The 18,211-nt window shown below is 60.0% G+C and carries 16 protein-coding genes and 1 tRNA gene; 8 read left to right on the top strand and 9 right to left on the bottom strand.

Annotated elements, in window-relative coordinates; genetic code table 11:
- Positions 1-87: 87 nt before the first annotated feature.
- The 5 genes from AC0QTX_RS09285 to ruvX all read left to right on the top strand — a co-directional run bounded on the left by AC0QTX_RS09285 (position 88) and on the right by ruvX (position 5,090).
- The gene (locus tag AC0QTX_RS09285) at positions 88-1,353 is read left to right on the top strand and encodes an ABC transporter substrate-binding protein (RefSeq protein WP_474603547.1); all 1,266 of its coding nucleotides are present in this window, start codon (positions 88-90) and stop codon (positions 1,351-1,353) included.
- Between the two features lie 2 nt (positions 1,354-1,355).
- Positions 1,356-2,327: a carbohydrate ABC transporter permease gene (locus AC0QTX_RS09280; protein WP_474603546.1), complete on the top strand. Its 972-nt coding sequence runs from the start codon at positions 1,356-1,358 to the stop codon at positions 2,325-2,327.
- Positions 2,324-3,148 carry a carbohydrate ABC transporter permease gene (locus tag AC0QTX_RS09275; RefSeq protein WP_474603545.1) on the top strand — a complete coding sequence of 275 codons (825 nt, stop codon included), beginning with the start codon at positions 2,324-2,326 and terminating at the stop codon, positions 3,146-3,148. Before AC0QTX_RS09280 ends, AC0QTX_RS09275 begins: the two co-directional genes overlap by 4 nt.
- A gap of 16 nt (positions 3,149-3,164) precedes the next feature.
- A complete protein-coding gene (locus AC0QTX_RS09270) occupies positions 3,165-4,301 on the top strand; it encodes an ABC transporter ATP-binding protein (RefSeq protein WP_474603544.1) in 1,137 nt (378 codons plus the stop codon).
- A gap of 228 nt (positions 4,302-4,529) precedes the next feature.
- Entirely contained in the window at positions 4,530-5,090 is a 561-nt protein-coding gene (gene ruvX / locus AC0QTX_RS09265) for a Holliday junction resolvase RuvX (protein ID WP_474603543.1), read from the top strand.
- 46 nt (positions 5,091-5,136) lie between these two features.
- On the opposite strand, the gene AC0QTX_RS09260 is transcribed toward ruvX, so the two are convergent.
- On the bottom strand, positions 5,137-5,691 hold the full coding sequence (locus AC0QTX_RS09260) for a calcium-binding protein (RefSeq protein ID WP_474603542.1): 555 nt from the start codon (positions 5,689-5,691) through the stop codon (positions 5,137-5,139).
- 369 nt (positions 5,692-6,060) lie between these two features.
- Between AC0QTX_RS09260 and AC0QTX_RS09255 the strand changes: the two genes are divergently transcribed.
- Positions 6,061-6,134 (top strand) — tRNA-Gln (locus AC0QTX_RS09255).
- A 187-nt stretch (positions 6,135-6,321) separates the two neighbouring features.
- Here the strand turns inward: AC0QTX_RS09255 and AC0QTX_RS09250 are convergent.
- The 5 genes from AC0QTX_RS09250 to AC0QTX_RS09230 all read right to left on the bottom strand — a co-directional run bounded on the left by AC0QTX_RS09250 (position 6,322) and on the right by AC0QTX_RS09230 (position 14,753).
- Complete coding sequence (locus AC0QTX_RS09250; RefSeq protein WP_474603541.1) at positions 6,322-10,440, bottom strand: calcium-binding protein; 4,119 nt, start codon at positions 10,438-10,440, stop codon at positions 6,322-6,324.
- Between the two features lie 911 nt (positions 10,441-11,351).
- The gene (locus AC0QTX_RS09245) at positions 11,352-11,711 is read right to left on the bottom strand and encodes a hypothetical protein (RefSeq protein ID WP_474603540.1); all 360 of its coding nucleotides are present in this window, start codon (positions 11,709-11,711) and stop codon (positions 11,352-11,354) included.
- Entirely contained in the window at positions 11,708-12,154 is a 447-nt protein-coding gene (locus AC0QTX_RS09240; RefSeq protein ID WP_474603539.1) for a hypothetical protein, read from the bottom strand. The genes AC0QTX_RS09245 and AC0QTX_RS09240 overlap by 4 nt, the downstream gene beginning before the upstream one ends.
- A gap of 93 nt (positions 12,155-12,247) precedes the next feature.
- Positions 12,248-13,084, bottom strand: a complete 837-nt coding sequence (locus tag AC0QTX_RS09235; RefSeq protein WP_474603538.1) for a hypothetical protein — start codon at positions 13,082-13,084, stop codon at positions 12,248-12,250.
- A gap of 10 nt (positions 13,085-13,094) precedes the next feature.
- Complete coding sequence (locus AC0QTX_RS09230; protein ID WP_474603537.1) at positions 13,095-14,753, bottom strand: cadherin repeat domain-containing protein; 1,659 nt, start codon at positions 14,751-14,753, stop codon at positions 13,095-13,097.
- Between the two features lie 407 nt (positions 14,754-15,160).
- Here AC0QTX_RS09230 and AC0QTX_RS09225 point away from each other — a divergent pair, with 407 nt between their 5' ends.
- The gene (locus tag AC0QTX_RS09225; RefSeq protein ID WP_474603536.1) at positions 15,161-15,358 is read left to right on the top strand and encodes a pyocin activator PrtN family protein; all 198 of its coding nucleotides are present in this window, start codon (positions 15,161-15,163) and stop codon (positions 15,356-15,358) included.
- A 218-nt stretch (positions 15,359-15,576) separates the two neighbouring features.
- Here AC0QTX_RS09225 and AC0QTX_RS09220 read toward each other — a convergent pair whose 3' ends face one another.
- Together AC0QTX_RS09220 and AC0QTX_RS09215 are read right to left on the bottom strand one after the other, a co-directional pair.
- Positions 15,577-15,963, bottom strand: a complete 387-nt coding sequence (locus AC0QTX_RS09220) for a hypothetical protein (RefSeq protein WP_474603535.1) — start codon at positions 15,961-15,963, stop codon at positions 15,577-15,579.
- Positions 15,964-17,130: 1,167 nt separating this feature from the next.
- Positions 17,131-17,373, bottom strand: a complete 243-nt coding sequence (locus AC0QTX_RS09215; protein WP_474603534.1) for a DUF6894 family protein — start codon at positions 17,371-17,373, stop codon at positions 17,131-17,133.
- 221 nt (positions 17,374-17,594) lie between these two features.
- Here AC0QTX_RS09215 and AC0QTX_RS09210 point away from each other — a divergent pair, with 221 nt between their 5' ends.
- Complete coding sequence (locus AC0QTX_RS09210) at positions 17,595-17,849, top strand: hypothetical protein (RefSeq protein ID WP_474603533.1); 255 nt, start codon at positions 17,595-17,597, stop codon at positions 17,847-17,849.
- Between the two features lie 19 nt (positions 17,850-17,868).
- Here the strand turns inward: AC0QTX_RS09210 and AC0QTX_RS09205 are convergent, their stop codons facing one another.
- Positions 17,869-18,039, bottom strand: a complete 171-nt coding sequence (locus tag AC0QTX_RS09205) for a hypothetical protein (RefSeq protein WP_474603532.1) — start codon at positions 18,037-18,039, stop codon at positions 17,869-17,871.
- Positions 18,040-18,211: the final 172 nt, after the last annotated feature.

Here is an 18,211-nt window from a genome sequence, read left to right as displayed (position 1 = left end):
GCGCCCGACCACGTTCCAAAGGAACAAAACGGAAGGTCGGGCTTTAAGAAGCTAAGCAATAAACATCAAGCCTGCAGGAGGATAGCCATGCCACGCCTCATCGCCAGCCTCGGCTTTGCCGCCGGAATTCTCGCCTCGACCAGTGCCTGGGCGGCGGAGATCTCCATCTCGTGCAGCGCCCTCGGCAAGGAGCACGAGATCTGCAAGCAGGGTGTCGATGCCTGGGCGAAGAGGACCGGCAACACGGTCAAGATCGTCTCGACGCCCAACTCCGCCACGGAGCGTCTGGCCCTCTACCAGCAGCTTCTGGCCGCGGGCGCATCCGACATCGACGTGTTCCAGATCGACGTGGTCTGGACCGGCATCCTGGCCGATCACCTCCGGGACCTGACCGCCAAAGGCCAGGCGGATATCGACGACCACCTGCCCGCCATGGTCGAGACGAGCCGCGTCAACGGCAAGCTCATGGCCGTGCCGTGGTTCGCCGATGCGGGCCTGCTCTACTACCGCCAGGATCTGCTCGACAAGTACAAGCGCCCCGTGCCGCAGACCTGGGCCGACCTCACGGAGACCGCCCGCATGATCCAGGAGGGCGAGCGCAAGGAGGGGCGCGGCGACTTCTGGGGCTATGTCTGGCAGGGCCGCGCCTATGAGGGCCTGACCACCAATGCACTCGAATGGGTCGCCTCCTTCGGCGGCGGCACAATCGTCGACGACAAGGGTGAGGTGACCATCGAGAACCCGAAGGCGACGGAAGCGCTGAAAACCGCCGCCGGCTGGGTCGGCACCATCACGCCCGAGGGCGTGCTCAACTACACGGAAGAGGAATCCCGCGGCGTCTTCCAGTCCGGCAATGCCGCCTTCATGCGCAACTGGCCTTACGCCTGGGCGCTGGCGGAAGGCTCCGACAGCACCATCAAGGGCAAGGTCGGCATCGCGCCACTCCCGAAGGGCGGCGCCGACGGGCGTCATGCCGGCACGCTGGGCGGACAGCTTCTTGCCGTCTCCAAATATTCCAAGAACGCCGATGCCGCCACGGATCTCGTGCTGTATCTCACCGGCCAGGACGAGCAGAAGCGCCGGGCGGTCGAGGGATCCTTCAACCCAACCATCGTGTCTCTCTACAGCGATGCGGACATCGCCAGGGCCAATCCTTTTATCGGCGATCTCGTGGACGTGTTCACCAATGCGGTGGCCCGCCCCGCCACCGCGACGGGCCAGAACTACAACAAGGTCTCGACCGAGTTCTTCAACGCGGTGCACCAGGTGCTGTCGAAGCGTTCTGAGCCGGCCCAGGCGCTCAACCGTCTCGACCGTGACCTGAAGCGGATCAAGCGCGACGGCTGGAAATAGGCATGACCAGCGCGGTCGCTCAAGGAAACGTCCCCGTGCAGCAGCAGGCACGGGGACGTCGCTCATCCCTGACGCGCTCGCGCATCCGGTCCGCTTGGGCTTTCATCGCACCGAGCCTGATCATTCTCGCTCTCATCGCCGGATGGCCCCTGGCGCGGACGATCTGGTTCAGCTTCACCGACGCCGACCTCAACAACTTGAGCGACTACGAGTTCATCGGGTTCGAGAACTACCTGGCCAATTACGATGGAGAATGGCTCGGGCTGCTCACGGATCCGGACTGGTGGCACTCGGTGTGGAACACAGTGTGGTTCACCCTCGTGTCGGTATCCATCGAGACCGTTCTCGGGATCATCGTGGCGCTGATCCTCAACGCCGCCTTCCCGGGCCGCGGGATCATGCGGGCCATAATCCTCATCCCCTGGGCGATCCCGACCGTGGTTTCCGCGCGCATGTGGAACTGGATGCTGCACGACCAGTTCGGCGTCATCAACGACATGCTCCTGCGCGTCGGCCTGATCGCCGCGCCCATCACTTGGACGGCCAACCCCGATACGGCTCTGTGGACCGTCGTCATGGTCGACGTGTGGAAGACGACGCCGTTTATGGCGCTTCTCATCCTCGCGGCCCTGCAGATGCTCCCCGGCGACATCTACGAGGCCGCACGGGTCGATGGCGTGCATCCCGTGCGCGTGTTCTTCCGTGTGACGCTGCCGCTCATCAAGCCGGCTCTGCTTGTCGCAGTCATTTTCCGCGCGCTCGATTCCCTGCGCGTGTTTGACCTCATCTACGTGCTCACGGCGAACTCCCGCGACACCATGTCGATGTCGGTCTATGCGCGCCAGCAGCTCGTGGATTTTCAGGAGGTCGGCGTTGGGTCGGCCGCGGCGACGCTGATCTTCCTCATCATCGCCCTCCTTGTCGTCATCACGCTGGCGGCGGGTCGGGTCCGCCTCGGGGAGGATCCGCGATGAAGGTGCTCTCCCGCATCGGCTTCTGGATGCTCGTGATCGCCATCGGGCTCTTTGCACTCTTCCCGTTCTACTACGCGATCATCTCGTCGTTCCGCTCGGGCGCGGAGCTGTTCTCCGTGGCGTACCTCCCGGAGCGCTTCGATCCTTCGAACTACATCGCCGTCTTCGACCGCCAGCCCTTCGGCCGGAACATCCTGAATTCCATCGTCGTCGCAGGATCGGTGGTAGCCGTGTCCCTGGGCCTCGGCATCACGGCCGCCTATGCCTTCGGGCGCATCGCCTTCCGCGGCCGGTCGCTCCTGCTCATGACCATTCTGGCAGTGTCCATGTTCCCGCAGGTGGCCGTGCTGTCGGGAATGTTCGAGCTCATCCGCAGCCTCGGGCTCTACAACACCCTGCCGGGCCTGATCCTCGCCAACCTCATGCTCACCCTGCCCTTCACCATCTGGGTGCTCACCACCTTCATGCGCGAGCTGCCGAAGGAGATCGAGGAGGCGGCCTTCGTGGACGGGGCAACACCCTGGATCGTGGTGCGTCGCGTGTTCCTGCCGCTCATGGCACCGGCTGCGGTGACGACGGGGCTTCTTGCGTTCATCGTGTCGTGGAACGAGTTCCTCTTCGCCCTCACCTTCACCCTCACCAACGAGCGGCGCACCGTGCCGCCTGCCATCGCGCTCATGACCGGCTCGACCGCCTACGAGCTGCCCTGGGGCACGATCATGGCGGCTTCCGTCATCGTGACCCTGCCGATCATCGCGCTCGTGCTCGTGTTCCAGCGCAAAATTGTGGCGGGCCTCACGGCCGGCGCGGTGAAGGGATAGCCCAGGGGTTCATTGCATGGCCGATGTCGTCCTCAAGAATGTTCAAAAGTCCTTCGGCAAGGCGAAGGTCATCCACGGGGTCGATCTCGATATCCGCGATGGCGAATTCGTGGTCTTCGTCGGGCCGTCGGGCTGCGGGAAGTCCACGCTTCTGCGCCTGATCGCTGGCCTCGAGGACATCACGGCGGGCGATCTCTTCATCGGCGGCGAGCGGGTGAACGAGCTTGCTCCCGCCCGGCGCGGTATCGCCATGGTGTTCCAGTCCTACGCGCTGTATCCGCACATGAACGTCTACGACAACATGGCCTTCGGCCTGGAGCTGGCGAAATCCTCCCGCACCGACATCGACCGCAAGGTGCGCGAGGCCGCGCGTCTGCTCCAGATCGAGGCGCTCCTCGACCGTAAACCCAAAGAGCTCTCCGGCGGCCAGCGCCAGCGGGTTGCCATCGGCCGTGCCATCGTGCGCGACCCGAAGGTGTTCCTGTTCGATGAGCCGCTGTCCAATCTCGACGCAGCGTTGCGCGTGCAGACGCGCATCGAGATCGCCAAGCTCCACAACGACACCCGCGCCACCATGATCTACGTGACGCACGACCAAGTGGAGGCGATGACGCTGGCCGACCGCATCGTCGTGCTCAACGCGGGCCGCATCGAGCAGGTGGGCACGCCGCTCGAGCTCTATCACCGCCCGGCCAACCTGTTCGTGGCCGGCTTCATCGGCTCGCCGCAGATGAACTTCATCGAATGCCAGGTTGCCGGCGCCGGCCCGAGCGAAGTGCTGGTGAGCCTGCCCGGCGGCGGCACCCTGCCGGTCCCGGTCCAGCCGGGCGGCGTGCAGGCCGGCGAAGCCGTCACCCTCGGCATCAGGCCTGACCATGTTCGGATCAGCCCTGAAGGCGCGCTGACCGGCCGGGTCGAGCTGGTGGAGGAACTGGGCGAAAATCATCTCCTCTATGTCGACGCGGGCCAGGGTCGCCGCCTCACCGTCCGCGAACCCGGCGACGCACGGCGCGAGGCGGGCAGCACCGTGTCTCTCGACCTCGCCCCCGAGTCCTGCCACCTGTTCCGGAGCACCGGCGAGGCTCTTGCCTTCCGCGTTGGTGCCACGAGCCCGTCCCCCACCTCCCCCTACTTGACCAACAGCGCCGCTTAACGCACGTCGTCGCTTCAGGAACGGCGCAACGGAGAGGCTGACACTCAGCCGTCATGGCCGGCCTTGTCCCGGCCTTCCCGATCCTGAAAAGTATAGCGCTTCACCAATCGGGATCACCGGCACAAGGCCGGTGATGACGAAGGAGCGTCGAGATCCGGATCACCGCCTCGACGCCGGGCGACTTCCTCTATACTGCGGGTGTTTCGGCAGGTGCATGAGGAGGCTCGCATGATTTCCAAGGACGACGAACTGGTCGCCTTCATCGACGGCCTGTCGCCGCGTGCGCGCCTCATGGGGCTGGACCTCGGCACCAAGACCATCGGCCTCGCCCTCTCCGACGTGGAGCGCCGGATCGCGACGCCGCTGGAGACGATCAAGCGGGTGAAGTTCACGCCCGACGTTGGACGCATCAGGGATCTCGCCGCCCGGTACGACGTTGGCGGCCTGGTTTTCGGGCTTCCGCTCAACATGGATGGCACCGAGGGCCCCCGCTCCCAGGCCACCCGCGCCTTCATCCGGAACATGAAGCCCCTCCTGCCCCTGCCCGTCCTGTTCTGGGACGAGCGCATGTCCACCATGGTGGTGACCCGCACGTTGCTCGACGCGGACGCTTCCCGCGCCAAGCGCGCCGACGCGGTGGATAAGATGGCCGCGGCCTACATCCTGCAGGGCGCCCTCGACCGCTATGAGCGGATCGCTGCCGACGCGGCGGATGCGGAGGACGAGGCCGCCCAGAGAGCAGGCTTGGACATGGAAACGCCGCCCGAAGGCGGCGCGCTGGGTGACTAGGCTGGCGTCCTGCGCAACCGGCGCAAGAGCCCGGCTGCCCTCGAGCCTACAAAACCCCAAAGTCCTTGTAGGTCAGCCTCAGGTTCGCATCGAGTTGGGCAAAATGCACTGCCGCCTTCGAGCCCGTACCGTCCGCATCGTAGTAAAGGGTGCCCGTGCTCTTATCGTAGATGATACGATCGTTGGCATCGTGCGCGCCGGCTCCTGTCCAGAAGGCGGATGACTTGATGTAGCCTTTCGAGTCGGTAGCGATCTTGAAGAACTTCTTGGAAAGGGCAATCGAGTCGTATCTGACGCTGAAGTCCACGATGACATCAATATTGCTGCCCGACGGCCTCGCATTGAAAGCAAAGAAGTCATAGCCTTGGCCCCCGATCAGCGTGTCTTGCCCCGAGCCGCCGGAGAGAAAATCGTTTCCGCTTCCCCCATCGATCTTGTCGTTGCCAGTGCCACCATCGATGAGATCAACGCCGCCTTTCCCCCAGAGGGTGTCGTTCCCTCCAGCACCTGCGAGAATATTCGGGCGGTTGTCACCATAGACTTTATCACTTCCGGAGGTGCCGATAGCCGCACCTTCGCTGTTCACTCTCCTGGTGGCCATAAAATCTGTCCTTCTGAATAAACTAACGTTAAGTCATCCCCTCACTGAAACTGCACTAAGAGTTGCAGGCTCAAAAGGCAACACTGTAATGATGGGATGATCCCGATCCTTTGAAGCGGAGCGTTATTCTTGTAGTGTTCCGCCAGGGACGGGCGGTGCGGGAGCGCACGTACCCCTTGAATCCGTCCAGCAAGGAAAACCTGGGGGTTATGGAGGCAGAGGTTCTCAGTTCGGATCGAGCCGGTGAGTTCGAGGCTTGACGGCGCACCAAAAGCCCCCTATTTCACCGGCACCACGGCACCGACTGACAGATCTCCGGCCTCCCCTGGGGCAACCCGTCAAAAAGGCTAGGATTTTCAGAAGGTTCGGTGGGGGATAGTTTAATGGTAGAACAGCGGACTCTGACTCCGTTAGTCTTGGTTCGAATCCAGGTCCCCCAGCCACTCTGATTGACCCGCAAGTTCAACAACTTAGCGGGTTTTTTCATGCTTAGAACCTGTGAGTCTCGCATTGCAGCGCTCTGCAACAGAGTTCTTTATTTTACAACGACTTACAACGTACGCCCAGCGCTTCCGCCTAATTCGGCATGAGCCTGCTGCAACCAGACATTCGTTCGAACTACGTAGTTGCTTAGAATAAATAGTCCAAGCCATTCCATGTCTTGAGCTTTTGGACGTACAGTTCCGGGTATACGACACGTGACGAATCCCGTTCGTTCAGATACCAACCCAGCCAGTCGCCGCGTTGATCCATACTCATGGCATAGATACCGACTCTCAGCCAATCCATCACGTCGGCGTGATCCGTGAACCCGATGTAAACCCTATAGGTTCGCCCTCCTTCCGTCACAGGATCGTCAAGCACAATGCCTTCGGCAAAATTCAGCCTTACGCCCCCGTACTCGCGCGACTTCCATACCTTCGTGTCCCAGTCCTTCTCTCCGAGATCTTTCTCCTCTGTGACCCAATAGGCGTCGTCGTAAAGAGTCTCTGTCCAGAATGCCTTCTCCTCTTCGCCGATAATTTTACCCTTGATCGAGATCGTGTCCCAAGATTTGCCCTCATAGTCCACCCTGTTGAGCGTGTAAGTTTTGTTGTCGTTGATGATCTTGTGATAGACGACGCTGTTGTCGTGGTAGCGTTTATCGTCATAGTCCCACGCCTCATCCGCGAGGTCCCATTTCCTTTGCCGGACTAAAGTCGTCCCTTTGTAGAACTTGTCGTTCAGTTGGTCAGCAAAGTCGGATCCGCGCCATTCCTGCACGCGGTAGGTCCATTCATCCCCGTCATTGTCGAAGATCTCCACGATCTTTCTGTTGCCATAGATCGTCTCGACACGAGTGGTGACGCCGCCATCGGTCGTCGTGATCTTCCTGACCCAATCGTAGGCATCGGTACGATCCCATTCGTGGACGACCTTTTGACTGCCCTTGGTGATGTGCTGATAGTAGTGAATGCCGTTGGCAGCGTATCGCGTCTCGCGCTCGTCGAAAGCGCTGCCGCCGTTCCATTCGCGATAGATGTGCCGCTGGCCCTCGTACTGGTCCCACTGGGTCAGCGGAGTCGCGCCGCTGTAGAGCGTCTCGCGCCAAGCCCAGGTCTGGCCGGACCAGTTCCACTCCTTGACCGCGCGGGTGCCGCTGTCGAACCAGGTCTCCTGCACGGTCTCCCGCAACAGATGATCCTTGGTGAGCTCGTACCGGGTCCAGGCCTGCCCGCCGTGGTCCCAGCCGCGCTCGAACGTGCGCTCCGCCTGCTGTTTCGTGCCGTAGTAGTGGTAGATGTCCTTTGTCTTGTTGTTGGCGGCATCGCGATGCTCCTCGAAGGACATCCACTCCCAGCCGGACTGTTGCGCGGAATTCATCCCGTCGCGATAATTCCGGCCGTCCGCGCCGTAGTCGAAGCCACGGATGAGACTGGAACCGTTGTCGTTTACGACGGTCTCGATGAGCACCTGCTTGGTGGCGTTGAGTTCCCTGACCGAGGTGTTCCAGGCCTGTCCGCTGCGATCGGTCAAGCGTTCGATGAAATCCGCCGGACCGAGCTTCCCATCGTCGATGGTCTCGAATACCCGGGAGGCAATCCCGGCCTCGTAATCGGCGAGAGTGTCGTAAGTGCTCTCGCGGTTCAGCCAGTCGTGAGCGTCAACTGCCTCGGGATCGAACTCCCACTTGGTAAAGGTGCCGTTGCGGTTGGTGTCGACCCGACCGACGAGGTTGGCCTGGGTGTCGTAGGTCTGCACATATGAGGACCATGCCAACGTGCCTGTCAGATCCCAGGCATGAGCCAAGCGCGAGCCATTCGGACGGAACACGGTCTCGCTCAGCAGATCGCCGGCGATGTTGCGGCGCTGGACGTAAGCCTCGATGACCGAGGGATCCTCGGCCGATGGGCGCCAGCCGAGGCGGCTCTTCGAGCCGTCCGAGCTCTCCACGTCATAGGCCATCTCGGCGTCGGCCGCAGTGATGTAGTTCAGTTCCGCGATGGTGAGGTCGCCATCACTGAACCGGAAGATCTCGATGTCAGCGAGATCCGTGCCGTCCGGGGACCCGGAGCGCAGGTCGACGATGAAGTACCGGCCGAGGGCCGTGTTGAAGCGGATCAGATAATCCGTGCGGTTGCCGGTGAGCACGATCGTATCGGTGCCGGAGCCGCCGTCGATGTAGTCGGCGTCAGCCCCTCCTGCCAATATATCGTTGCCTTCGCCGCCGAAAACTTGATCGGCCCCGCCGCCGCCAACCAGGGTGTCGTGGCCGGCGCCGCCCGAGAGCTTGTCGTCGCCCATCCCCCCGTCGAGGCTGTCGGCACCCGCGTCCCCGGTGAGCACGTCATGGCCAAGGCCGCCGATCAGGGTATCGTCACCCGAACCGCCCCAGAGCTTGTCCTCGCCCGAGCCGCCGTCGAGGCTGTCGGCTTCCTCGTCGCCATACAGGAGATCGTCTTCGCTGCCGCCGAGCAGGGTGTCGTTGCCCGCGCCGCCATAGAGGTAATCGGCCCCGTCATCGCCGGAAAGGAAGTCGCGACCGGCGCCGCCCTTGAGCACGTCGCTGCCGGCTTCTCCGGAGAGGCGGTCGTCGCCGGCATCGCCCACGAGCGCGTCGTCGCCAGTGCCGCCTTCCAGCGTGTCGTTGCCGGCTTCTCCGATCAACGCGTCATTGCCGATGCCGCCATACAGCACGTCGTACCCTGCACCGCCGTTGAGATCGTCCGATCCGTCCTCGCCATGCAGAACGTCGTCATCGGCTTCGCCGCGCAGGCGGTCGTCGCTCGCGCCGCCCTCCAGCCTATCCCGGCCGTCGCCGCCTTCGAGGGTGTCGCGGCCCTCGCCGCCCATGAGACGGTCGGCCTCCGCCCCGCCGATCAGCCTGTCGTCGCCGTCGCCGCCGGAGAGCAGATCGGCGCCGTCGCCGCCAACGAGCCAGTCGCGGTCGGCACCTCCGTTCAGGGTCTCGTTGCCCAACCCGCCCTGGAGCTCGTCGCGGCCCGTACCGCCGTCGAGATGGTCATGCCCTTCGTCACCGAAGAGCAGATCGTCACTATCCTCACCTTCGAGCCGATCACTTCCCGCTCCACCGTGGAGTTCATCGATGCCAGCACCGCCGCGCAGGGTGTCGTCGCCAGCCTCGCCGTCGTGGTAGTCGCGGCCCTCGCCGCCTTCGAGCAGGTCTTGGCCCTCGCCGCCATAGAGATCGTCGTAGCCGTCGCCGCCATGGAGCGCATCGTCCCCCGCGCCGCCTTTCAGGGTATCATCCCCGTCCAGCCCTTCGAGCCGGTCGTCATCTCCGTCACCGTTGAGACGGTCATGGCCCTTGCCGCCCTTCAACGTGTCGGTGCCCGCGCCGCCATACAGCGCGTCGTCGCCGCGCTCGCCCTCAAGGACGGACACCTCGTCGCCGCCCTTGTAGATGTTGTCCGAAGCGTTGCCCGTCATCTCCCAGCGGGTGAGAACCTGCTTCCTGTCGAACACCATCAGGGACACCTGGTCCTTCGACCACACCTCCGACTTGGTCGTCCTGCCGCCCGCGGTCTGATGCAGAAGGGATTTGATGGCCCCGTACATCTCATAATGGGCGGTCAGGCGCGTCCCGTCGGTCTGCTTGATGAAAGCGACGTCATAGCCTGACTTTCCGAGCTTCAGGGCCTTGTTCCGATTGCCATCGCCGGAGAACACCGACTTGCTCGTGCCGTCGCCGGGTTGAATCTCAACCTTGTCTCCGGTGACCTTCAGAGAGGCATTTTTGGTCCCAATCGTCAGACCGACATCGGCAACGGTGATTTTCTTTCCGCTTGTCGTCGTGGCTGTTGCCGTTCCATAGATCCGCGAGCCGTTGGAATACTTCTTACCGGCTCCGTTATGCGTAAGAGGAATCGACGCAAGCCCGAGGCTGCTCAGCGTCTTCAGCTCGCCTGGGTCGGTGACCGCATCGCCATCCGCGTCGACCCAGACCTTGAACTTGTCGAAATCCTTGTCGGCTGCGGAGAGCTTCTCGTCCTTGTTGGTGTCGAATACCGCACGCAAGGCCCACATATCGCGTGAGGCGATATAGGACCATTGCGTGAAGACGAACTCGCTCGCACGGTTGACGGTGTTGGAGTCGTCAGCATCGAAAACGAGAAAGCCGTCGCCGGAGCCGATCCAAGCTGTGTGGCCAACCGCTCCATCACCGTTGTAGTCGTAATATGTCTTCGACTTGGTGAGAGGGACGATGTCGATCCCGTCACCATCGAGGTCGATTACGATTGGAGACATAGGAGTTCGATCATCATGCCCTTGGCCCTCGACTCCTGGCTTATCACCTATGCCGTGCCCGCTGTTAGAGTCGCCTCCTGCCCCGCCAACCGGGCTATCCTTGGGCGGAGAAGAGCCTTGGTCTCCAGAGCCATTTCCTATATTATCCGTACCAGTACCACTTCCGATATTGTCATCACCGCTGCTGCCGTTGATGGCTCCGCCTCCGCCAAGTGTGCCGCCTGGACCTGGCCTACTTCCCTCATCGCGACTGCCATAACCAGAGCCACCGCCCCCACCTGAGGTAGAACCACGACCACCCGAGCTGCCGCCACCTCCACCACCACCTTGATTGCCGCCATTATCTGAGGTGGAGGGAGAACCGCCCTGATGTGAAGGGTTTCCATTGTAGCCGGAACCCTCACCCTGTTCGGGTCCTTGGCTGCCTTGGCCGCCTGAACCACCGGAGGAGCCGCCGGACGAGCTACCGTTCCTCGGCCCAGGTAGATTGAAGCCGGGATCAGGTGATTGGGCACGAGGCAACTGACTCACTGCACCTTCAGTCAGTGCACCTAATGCCGAAGCGTGCAAGCCACCTAGGAGAGTAGCCTTGACCGCGTCCTTTGCACTGATTTCATGATTTCCGAAAGCCGATGATGCGTCAGATGCTTTTAGGGCTCGGTCAAGCAGTCCGGGCGAAAATGCGCCTCGACTGTTACTACCTAAGTCAGTCTTTGCATCCCGCTGGCTCGCTTTATGAGCGCGCTCTTTGGCATCATTCAGCTCTTGGCGGGTAGGTGGATCCCACTTTGGCAAATCAGTTGGAAATTCAGTAGGCCAACCTTGCCAGCTTGGAGGGACTTTAGGATGCAGCGTTCCATCTTTAAGCCTCTCATTACCAATCAAATTTCCATTCTTGTAAGCATCTATAATCAATTCCTTGATAACATTAAGGTGCAAATCGTTTTTTTAGCATATTCAGAGATTTGTCGGCCTATACTATTATTCCATAAATCTTTGTATGTATCAAACCTCCGATCCTTCCAACCAAGATATTCCGTTCCAAGTTTTGACTCCAACTCGAGGATCTGCCCTCGAGTATTTGCTATCTTAGGACCATAGTGATAATCAAGCCACGCACTGTAGTATGAGTGTTCTATAGCATTCAACTCATCTTCAGGAACACCATACCTTCTCCCAAGATCCCGAGCATCCTTGAAATTTTGCTCCCACTGCAAATAGTCTTTCGCGTAATCTGTCGCCGCATCTGTTCCACTCTTTACTGAGTTCATCTCTTAGGATCCTTCACATTTGCGGAGAACATCCCTACAGGATCTTCCGTCACTACCAATTCATCTGAACGGATACAGATATCAGCCGAATTTTTTAGGGAAAGGTTCGGGGTCGCCACTAGATTGCATAGCGCTTTATCCTCATCTACTAGAGCATAAGCCCATGCACCATCAATGTATCTATTACAGCAGTTCGTGTAACTTCTTTCACACTTATATAGCCTTGCTTTTTGTGGAAGCATTTCTTCATTCGGCAGAGAATCAATAACTTGCATTCTCAGGGATTTTGCCGCCGGGAATACACACAAAAATTTGGATTTCACGCTAAGTAAATCTGCTCTAACAGAATAATACGTCGTACTGCCATCTCGATATACATAAGATATCATAGCTGCTGCAGAGATCATTATCAAAATAACAAATATATATTTGAATATTTTCAATACTCGCCTCATGTATTATTGCCCCTACAGAGATTTAGCAGCTCATATGATAAAGCTTTACTTCGCCCACGATTACCCGTCTCAAACCTTGCTCTAATTGCGTTGTGGTGAGAACACGCCATTCAGAAACGGCTCACTGCACGCTTCCAACGTCAGCGTTTCCGGTACGCTAGTCCAATGCACGGAGCAGGTGTCTTCATGCCCATCTGCTGTAAGTCGCAACTTGCCCTTCTCCACAAGCTCCCACTGAGCGTTGAAGTCAGCGCCATGTCCCTGGGCCACATCGACCCCATGAAGATTTCCATTCTCGTAGAAGCAGAGCCATGAACCCGAAACAATACGCCCGTCGAAACTCTTCCTGCTCCAACAGCCGATGAGCGATTTTTCTTGAGCCAAGATCACCCCGACAGGTGATTTCTGAAGAGAGAACTCATTGATTGTCTCTCTCTTATAGCATCTCGTGCCATTCTGACTTTCAATAAAGAAATCAAATGTATTTACCTCTATAACTCTACACTTTTGAGCCCAAACAATAGTAATAGCTGAGAGCCCATCATCTCGGAATCTACTATATTTTCCAGAACACGTGGGAAAATCCTTGCCGAGTTCATACTTGATATCGCTGACGGGATGTTGATATTCACCGCTGAAGCAAATAGCCTCCCAGTCCGAAGGGAAGAGTTTTCTGAAATCGACACGTTTATTGTTTTTGATGTATGCAATGACGTCTTTGTCTTGAGGCATGTCGTCTTGAGACGCCTGCGCAAGCAGGAGGAGCGAGACCGCAGATCCTATCTCACCTTCCGTTGCCTTGGCTCCGAGACGGAAGCCTTCCTTTGCCGAAGCATTTCCGTTTGCCCAAAACGCGCAGAGCACCACGCCGAATACGAGCTGTGCAACAGAGACCTTGGAACGTAAAATCGCGAACATTCCCACTCTCCTAAATCACGAAGAAGTCTTTGGCGCTGAGCGCCAGCTTCTTCGACAGCACGGCGGTCGTCACCGCGGCACGCTTGCCCGTTCCGTCCGGATCGTAGGAGAGCACACCCGTCTTCGTGTTATAGATCACACGGTCATCGGCATCGTGCGCCTTGGTCCCCGTCCAGAACATCTTCGCGTTCAGCTTCGCCGGATGATCGAGCGAGCCCTTGAGCCCAAGCTTCTTGAACACCTTGTTGTCGAGATAGATGCTGTCGTCCTTGACCTTGAAGTCGGCGATCCGGTCGACGTTCGTGCGCTTGGTCAGTGTGGTGTCGAAGACGAAGGTATCCTTGCCCTTGTCGCCGGACAGCCTGTCATGGCCGCTCTTCCCGTACAGAACGTCGTCCCCAAGCCCGCCATCTAGCGTATCGCGGCCCCGCCCTCCGATCAGGGTGTCGTTGCCGTCCGTGCCGGTGGCCGATCCGGTTGGAGAGAAGATCACCTCGTCGCGCACATCCTCGACCTCGATGACGAAGCTCTGGTCGAACGTGCGGCCGTCGGCGGCGCTCGCCCGCACCGTCACCCGATGCGTGGTCAGGGTCTCGAAGTCGAGTCCAGCGCCGGGGGCCACCAGCAGGCGGTCGCCGTCGAGGATGAACCGTCCTCCGGCGCCGTCGAGAAGCCGATAGGTAAATCCGCCCGGGCCGGGAGCCTTCGCGTTGAGCAGGCCGACCAGCGTGCCGCCCGGCGAGAGTTCCGGCACGGCGGCGTGGCTCAAGAGGAGCTGCGGCGGCTCCACCTTCACGATCTGGTCGATCCGCACAGTTGATATCGAGCGCCGGCCGCCCTCGTCGGTCAGCGTGACGACGATCTGCTGCTGAGTCGTCGTCTCCGGCACCGCGTCCGCCATGGCGTAGGTGAGAGAGCGCAGGATTTCCTGCACCCGGGCCGGGGTGGCATTGGCGTTGAAGATGACGCTCAACCCGGCATCCGAAGCGTCCCACAGCATGCCGATGTCGATGCCGCCAACCAGCACAATGCCGCCGGAGGTATAGCCGCCCTCCAGCGAGACGGCCCCGCCAAGGTCGATGCGCAGGCGCCCCGGGGCGGACAGCCCAACCGGAGCCTCCACCTTCAGCAGGGCAATTACCCCATCGTCTTCGGCGAGCACGGCGTCGCGGCCCTCGTCCACGAACACCCGCTCGCCCGCCTTGGCCTCAAACCGGTCGCCATCGAGATGGGCTGTGACCGGCGCGAGGTTGGCATACGTGCCGGACGCGTCCACGACGGTGTCGATGCCCTGGCGGTGAAGTTGCCGGATCTCGGCCGCGCTGAACGTGACGGAAGCTGCGATCAGCCTGTCGTCCTGGCTCGCAGTCCCCCAGGCGAGGAACGCGGTGTCGCGGTCGCCGACGCGCAGCACCGCCCCATCCGTCTGCAAGGCGATCCGGTCGATCCCGATCAGGGTCTTGCCCGTGAAGTCAAAGGCATCGCCTAATAGCTGAACCTCGTCCCAATGAGTCGCTAGGGAGCCGCCGCCATCGAGGACAAGAACGCTTGCCATCTGGTCGGCGCTGAGAATGACCGTGTCGTGCCCGGCCGAGCCTTGGATCGTCTCGATGCTGGCAAAGGTCTGAAGGGTCGTGAGGTCGAACGTGCCGCCATCCAGCAGTTGCAAGGTGTCGTTGCCGCCAAGGCCATCAAGAACATTGCATCGACCTCCGAAGGGCTCAAAGTCAACAGATCATCTCCCGGCGAAGCCGAGGATCCGAAACCCCAAGAGATATCAGGGTCTTGATGTGAAAAAGGTTTGTTCATTGAGCAACAAAGTGAGGGTATGGCTTTCACAAGCCAGTACTGCTGATTGATAAAACGATATTACATTAATACCATGCGTTACAAAAGAAAAGTTCCTTAACCCAGGAAAGGCTTTCATATTTGAGGTGCAGCGCAGCACAGAAATGCAGGGGAAGTTCTTGGGAAGAACACAGCTTTCCTGCTCATGGCACAGCAAAGCGTCTTGGCGATCATCCCGATCTGGGACCTGTGCCGAGACACTTTTCGCGCCTGACGCCCTAAAAGTTTGTGCGGAAGGTCTCGTCAGGTGAGATCGCCATCCCACTCGTGCGGGTGGAAGGCAGCCAGAACTCCGCCGAAGGCGTCCACCTGAACGATCTGGCGGCCTATATTGCGGAAGGGCTGAGGCCGCTCGGAAGGAGTGCCGGCAACTGTAGGGGTGAAAGCGACAAGCGGCTGGACGCTGCGTCGCAACCTGCAACATAGCCGCAACGCAGCATCAGGAAATGAGGCTCTTCGAGGGACTCTGCCTCTGTTGGTCTGGGTTCTCTTTCAGGTCCCCCAGCCAACCTACATGTCAGTCGCCCGGTGGCCTTCTCTCCCATCCAGGTTCACCCCTCATCCGCACCTGATGTGACGTTCGGGGCCCGATGGGATGGAAGCGGCGCTTTATTACCACCAGGGATGCCGCTCCTGAGAGCGGCCTAATTCGCGCGGACAGGTTCGAAGGTGCTTTTAAGCGGATGCGGGTTCCAGTCTCCGTTTGGAGCAGGATTCAAGGCCGGCGTAGCTTGAGCCTGGGCCGACCACCGGCGCTCGAACTTCTTGGCCGCGTCCTCATCCTTGAACCCGATGAGGCCAAAACCCGTCCGGATGTGAAAGAAGTCATAGGATCCGCCCTTGTCCTCGAGCCAGCGGACGACTTGAAGCTTGAGCGCTCTCTTGCTCCCGTTCCAGATATCCCAGTCATTGACGAGGAAGACAAAGGGCCAGAGCTTGGCGTAGGCCTCGACTTCGTAGCATGTCGACGAAGCCAGTTCCTCATCGCGTGTGACGGCTGCGATAGCCTCTTTGATTTTCTCCAGCTCCATCACTGCCTTCCCTCGCGTCCGTGACTTCGTGCGATGCGGTCGAGCCTGACGTCAGCGCCGCATTCCCACAGATATACCTCACGAGAGGTAAACGATAGGTCATTTGGGCAGTTCCAAAGACATACCCCTTGAACAGAGAGACCCCCACGCTACTCGGATGGTGCTTAGCCGGCCACAAACGCTCCCAGGGCAATCGGGCCGTAAGGCCAGATCGCTCCCGACGATGCTGGCAGAGATGCGCATTTCGCCTCGCCACTCCCCACGGCCGAGGGGCCGGAAAACTAAACCGTTAGTCGCATATGGAGGGAGGTTGACCCTGGCTCGTCCTGCCACACCTATGCAACCTATGTTAATCTTACCGAGAGCTGGGCTTTGATCGGGCGAGTGCTGGGTCGCAGAGCGGTGCCCGATAATCCGGTCGACAGGGGCCTCATGGCCACGGCTCTCGTGGCTGCATTGACGGCGTTCCTCATCTGCTGCCAGCTCCCCTGAAGCTAGGCTTTCCATTGGAAGCAACGCCGAGGCTTCCCCCAATCCCCATCCACGATGACGCAAAAGTAGATACCCCTTTGCCCTAGCCCTTCCGATGGGACGTTCAAGGCTCGGAGCGGTTATCTTCATGAAGTGAGCCGATACTCACAACGTGAGCACTGATATGCGTTTTTCGTCTTTGTGTGTCTTCGCTGCAGCGACCCTCATCTCCGCGAATGCGTTCGCGCAGCCCGGCAATTGGGCCTCTACTCCCGAAGGGAAAGCACGCTGGGATGCGTGCTACAAAGAGACCCGCCTGATCCACAGAACCCGCAACCTGACCTCCCTCGATTATCGAGAGATCATCAAGGAAGCACGCCGGGACCATATGCGCGTGTGCATGACAAGGGCTCGGCCTCCTGCTCCGATCCAGGTTGCAGTGCCTACCGACAGGTTTCCTGAGACCGCTCTGTCCGGCTGGGCCAGCAACAACTAGTTTCAGCGCATCGTCCAAGGCCCTGAGGCACCCCTCAGGGCCTTGTCTTGCTGTGCGATACCTTGAATGTTTCCGGTGAAGGGCGATGGCACAATCGAGGCTTCAAGCCGTGCTCGCAACATCATTTGTTGCCCGCAGATGCTGATCGGGCGGGCTACGGCGCACTCTGCCGGTTCCGCAGTCTGCCAGTCTTGCATCCCTCAATTCTTCATGAACTCAACATCGACGCATGGGATGATGAGCACGGGACGAAGGTCTTCTCCCACGATCTCGATCATGATCTCGTTGCTGTAGGATGGCGGCGTAGCGGCCCAGCTCAGCAGGAGCTCCTGGGCGATTCTCAGCGCCTCGGTTTTGGCCGCTGCAACGTCCGGCAGTTCTATGCCGCTCGGATCCTCATCGGTTCCGAAATGACTTCTGATATCGATGTAATAGCGGGGCAAAAGCGATCCCCTCGACAACTCTGGACCTGAGGGCAATCCCCTCACTATATACATCCATGTTAATCGACAGCGTGCATCGCTGGAATTCACTCTGAATCGCCCCCCACTCTTTCGAGCGAATCCTGCTTTCCTGAGCGGTGGGGTTCAACTTTCCAGATTCGAGAGGATCAGATGCCGGCGCTCGGATGTTATCGACTCATAGAAGCGCCTCAGGAGTTCCGATGCTCGTACCTTGGATGAAACTTGCCACTGACACCACCATGCTAGCCTTTGAGGCGCAGACGGTGATCTGGACCCGCCTGTCGCGGGCCGCGATGGGTCAGGGGTCCTCCGCTGAGAACCTGCTCATGGTGACGGAGAAGATCACGGCCTTCACGGAAGCGGCAGCCGTGCTCGCCGCAGGCGGCTCCGCGCACAAGGTCGTCAAAGGGTATCGGAAAAAGGTCCGCGCCAACGCCAAGCGCCTGAGGCGATAGGCACGGCTAGCTGGCCCGGTCAGCGCGGCGTGACCGTATCCGGGTTCGACGGAATTGGCTTGATGGTCTCCTGGCTGGCCGCACGGCCTGGAGCCCCCTCTGGATCGGAATGCGTTTCCCGAAGCGCAAAGAAGACGGCGACGACGGCAAGTGCAACGAGCGCGAGCGCCGTCCAGCTTCGAGTATTCATGATGTGCTCTCCTTCAGGACAATGTCAGAGGGCTGAACTCGGGGCCTCTCGGCTGGTTCCTTGATCATTCCATCCGATGATCAGGATGCCGGTCGTCATGTCGCGCTCTTCGGAACATGGAGAGGATCTCCTCCTTGGGTGCCTCGCTTATCGACCACCTCAAAGCCCCTCA

This window comes from Microvirga sp. jy35 (assembly GCF_056148915.1).
The sequence above is the reverse complement of the archived record's forward strand: the minus strand, read 5'-3'. Positions and strand labels throughout refer to the sequence as shown.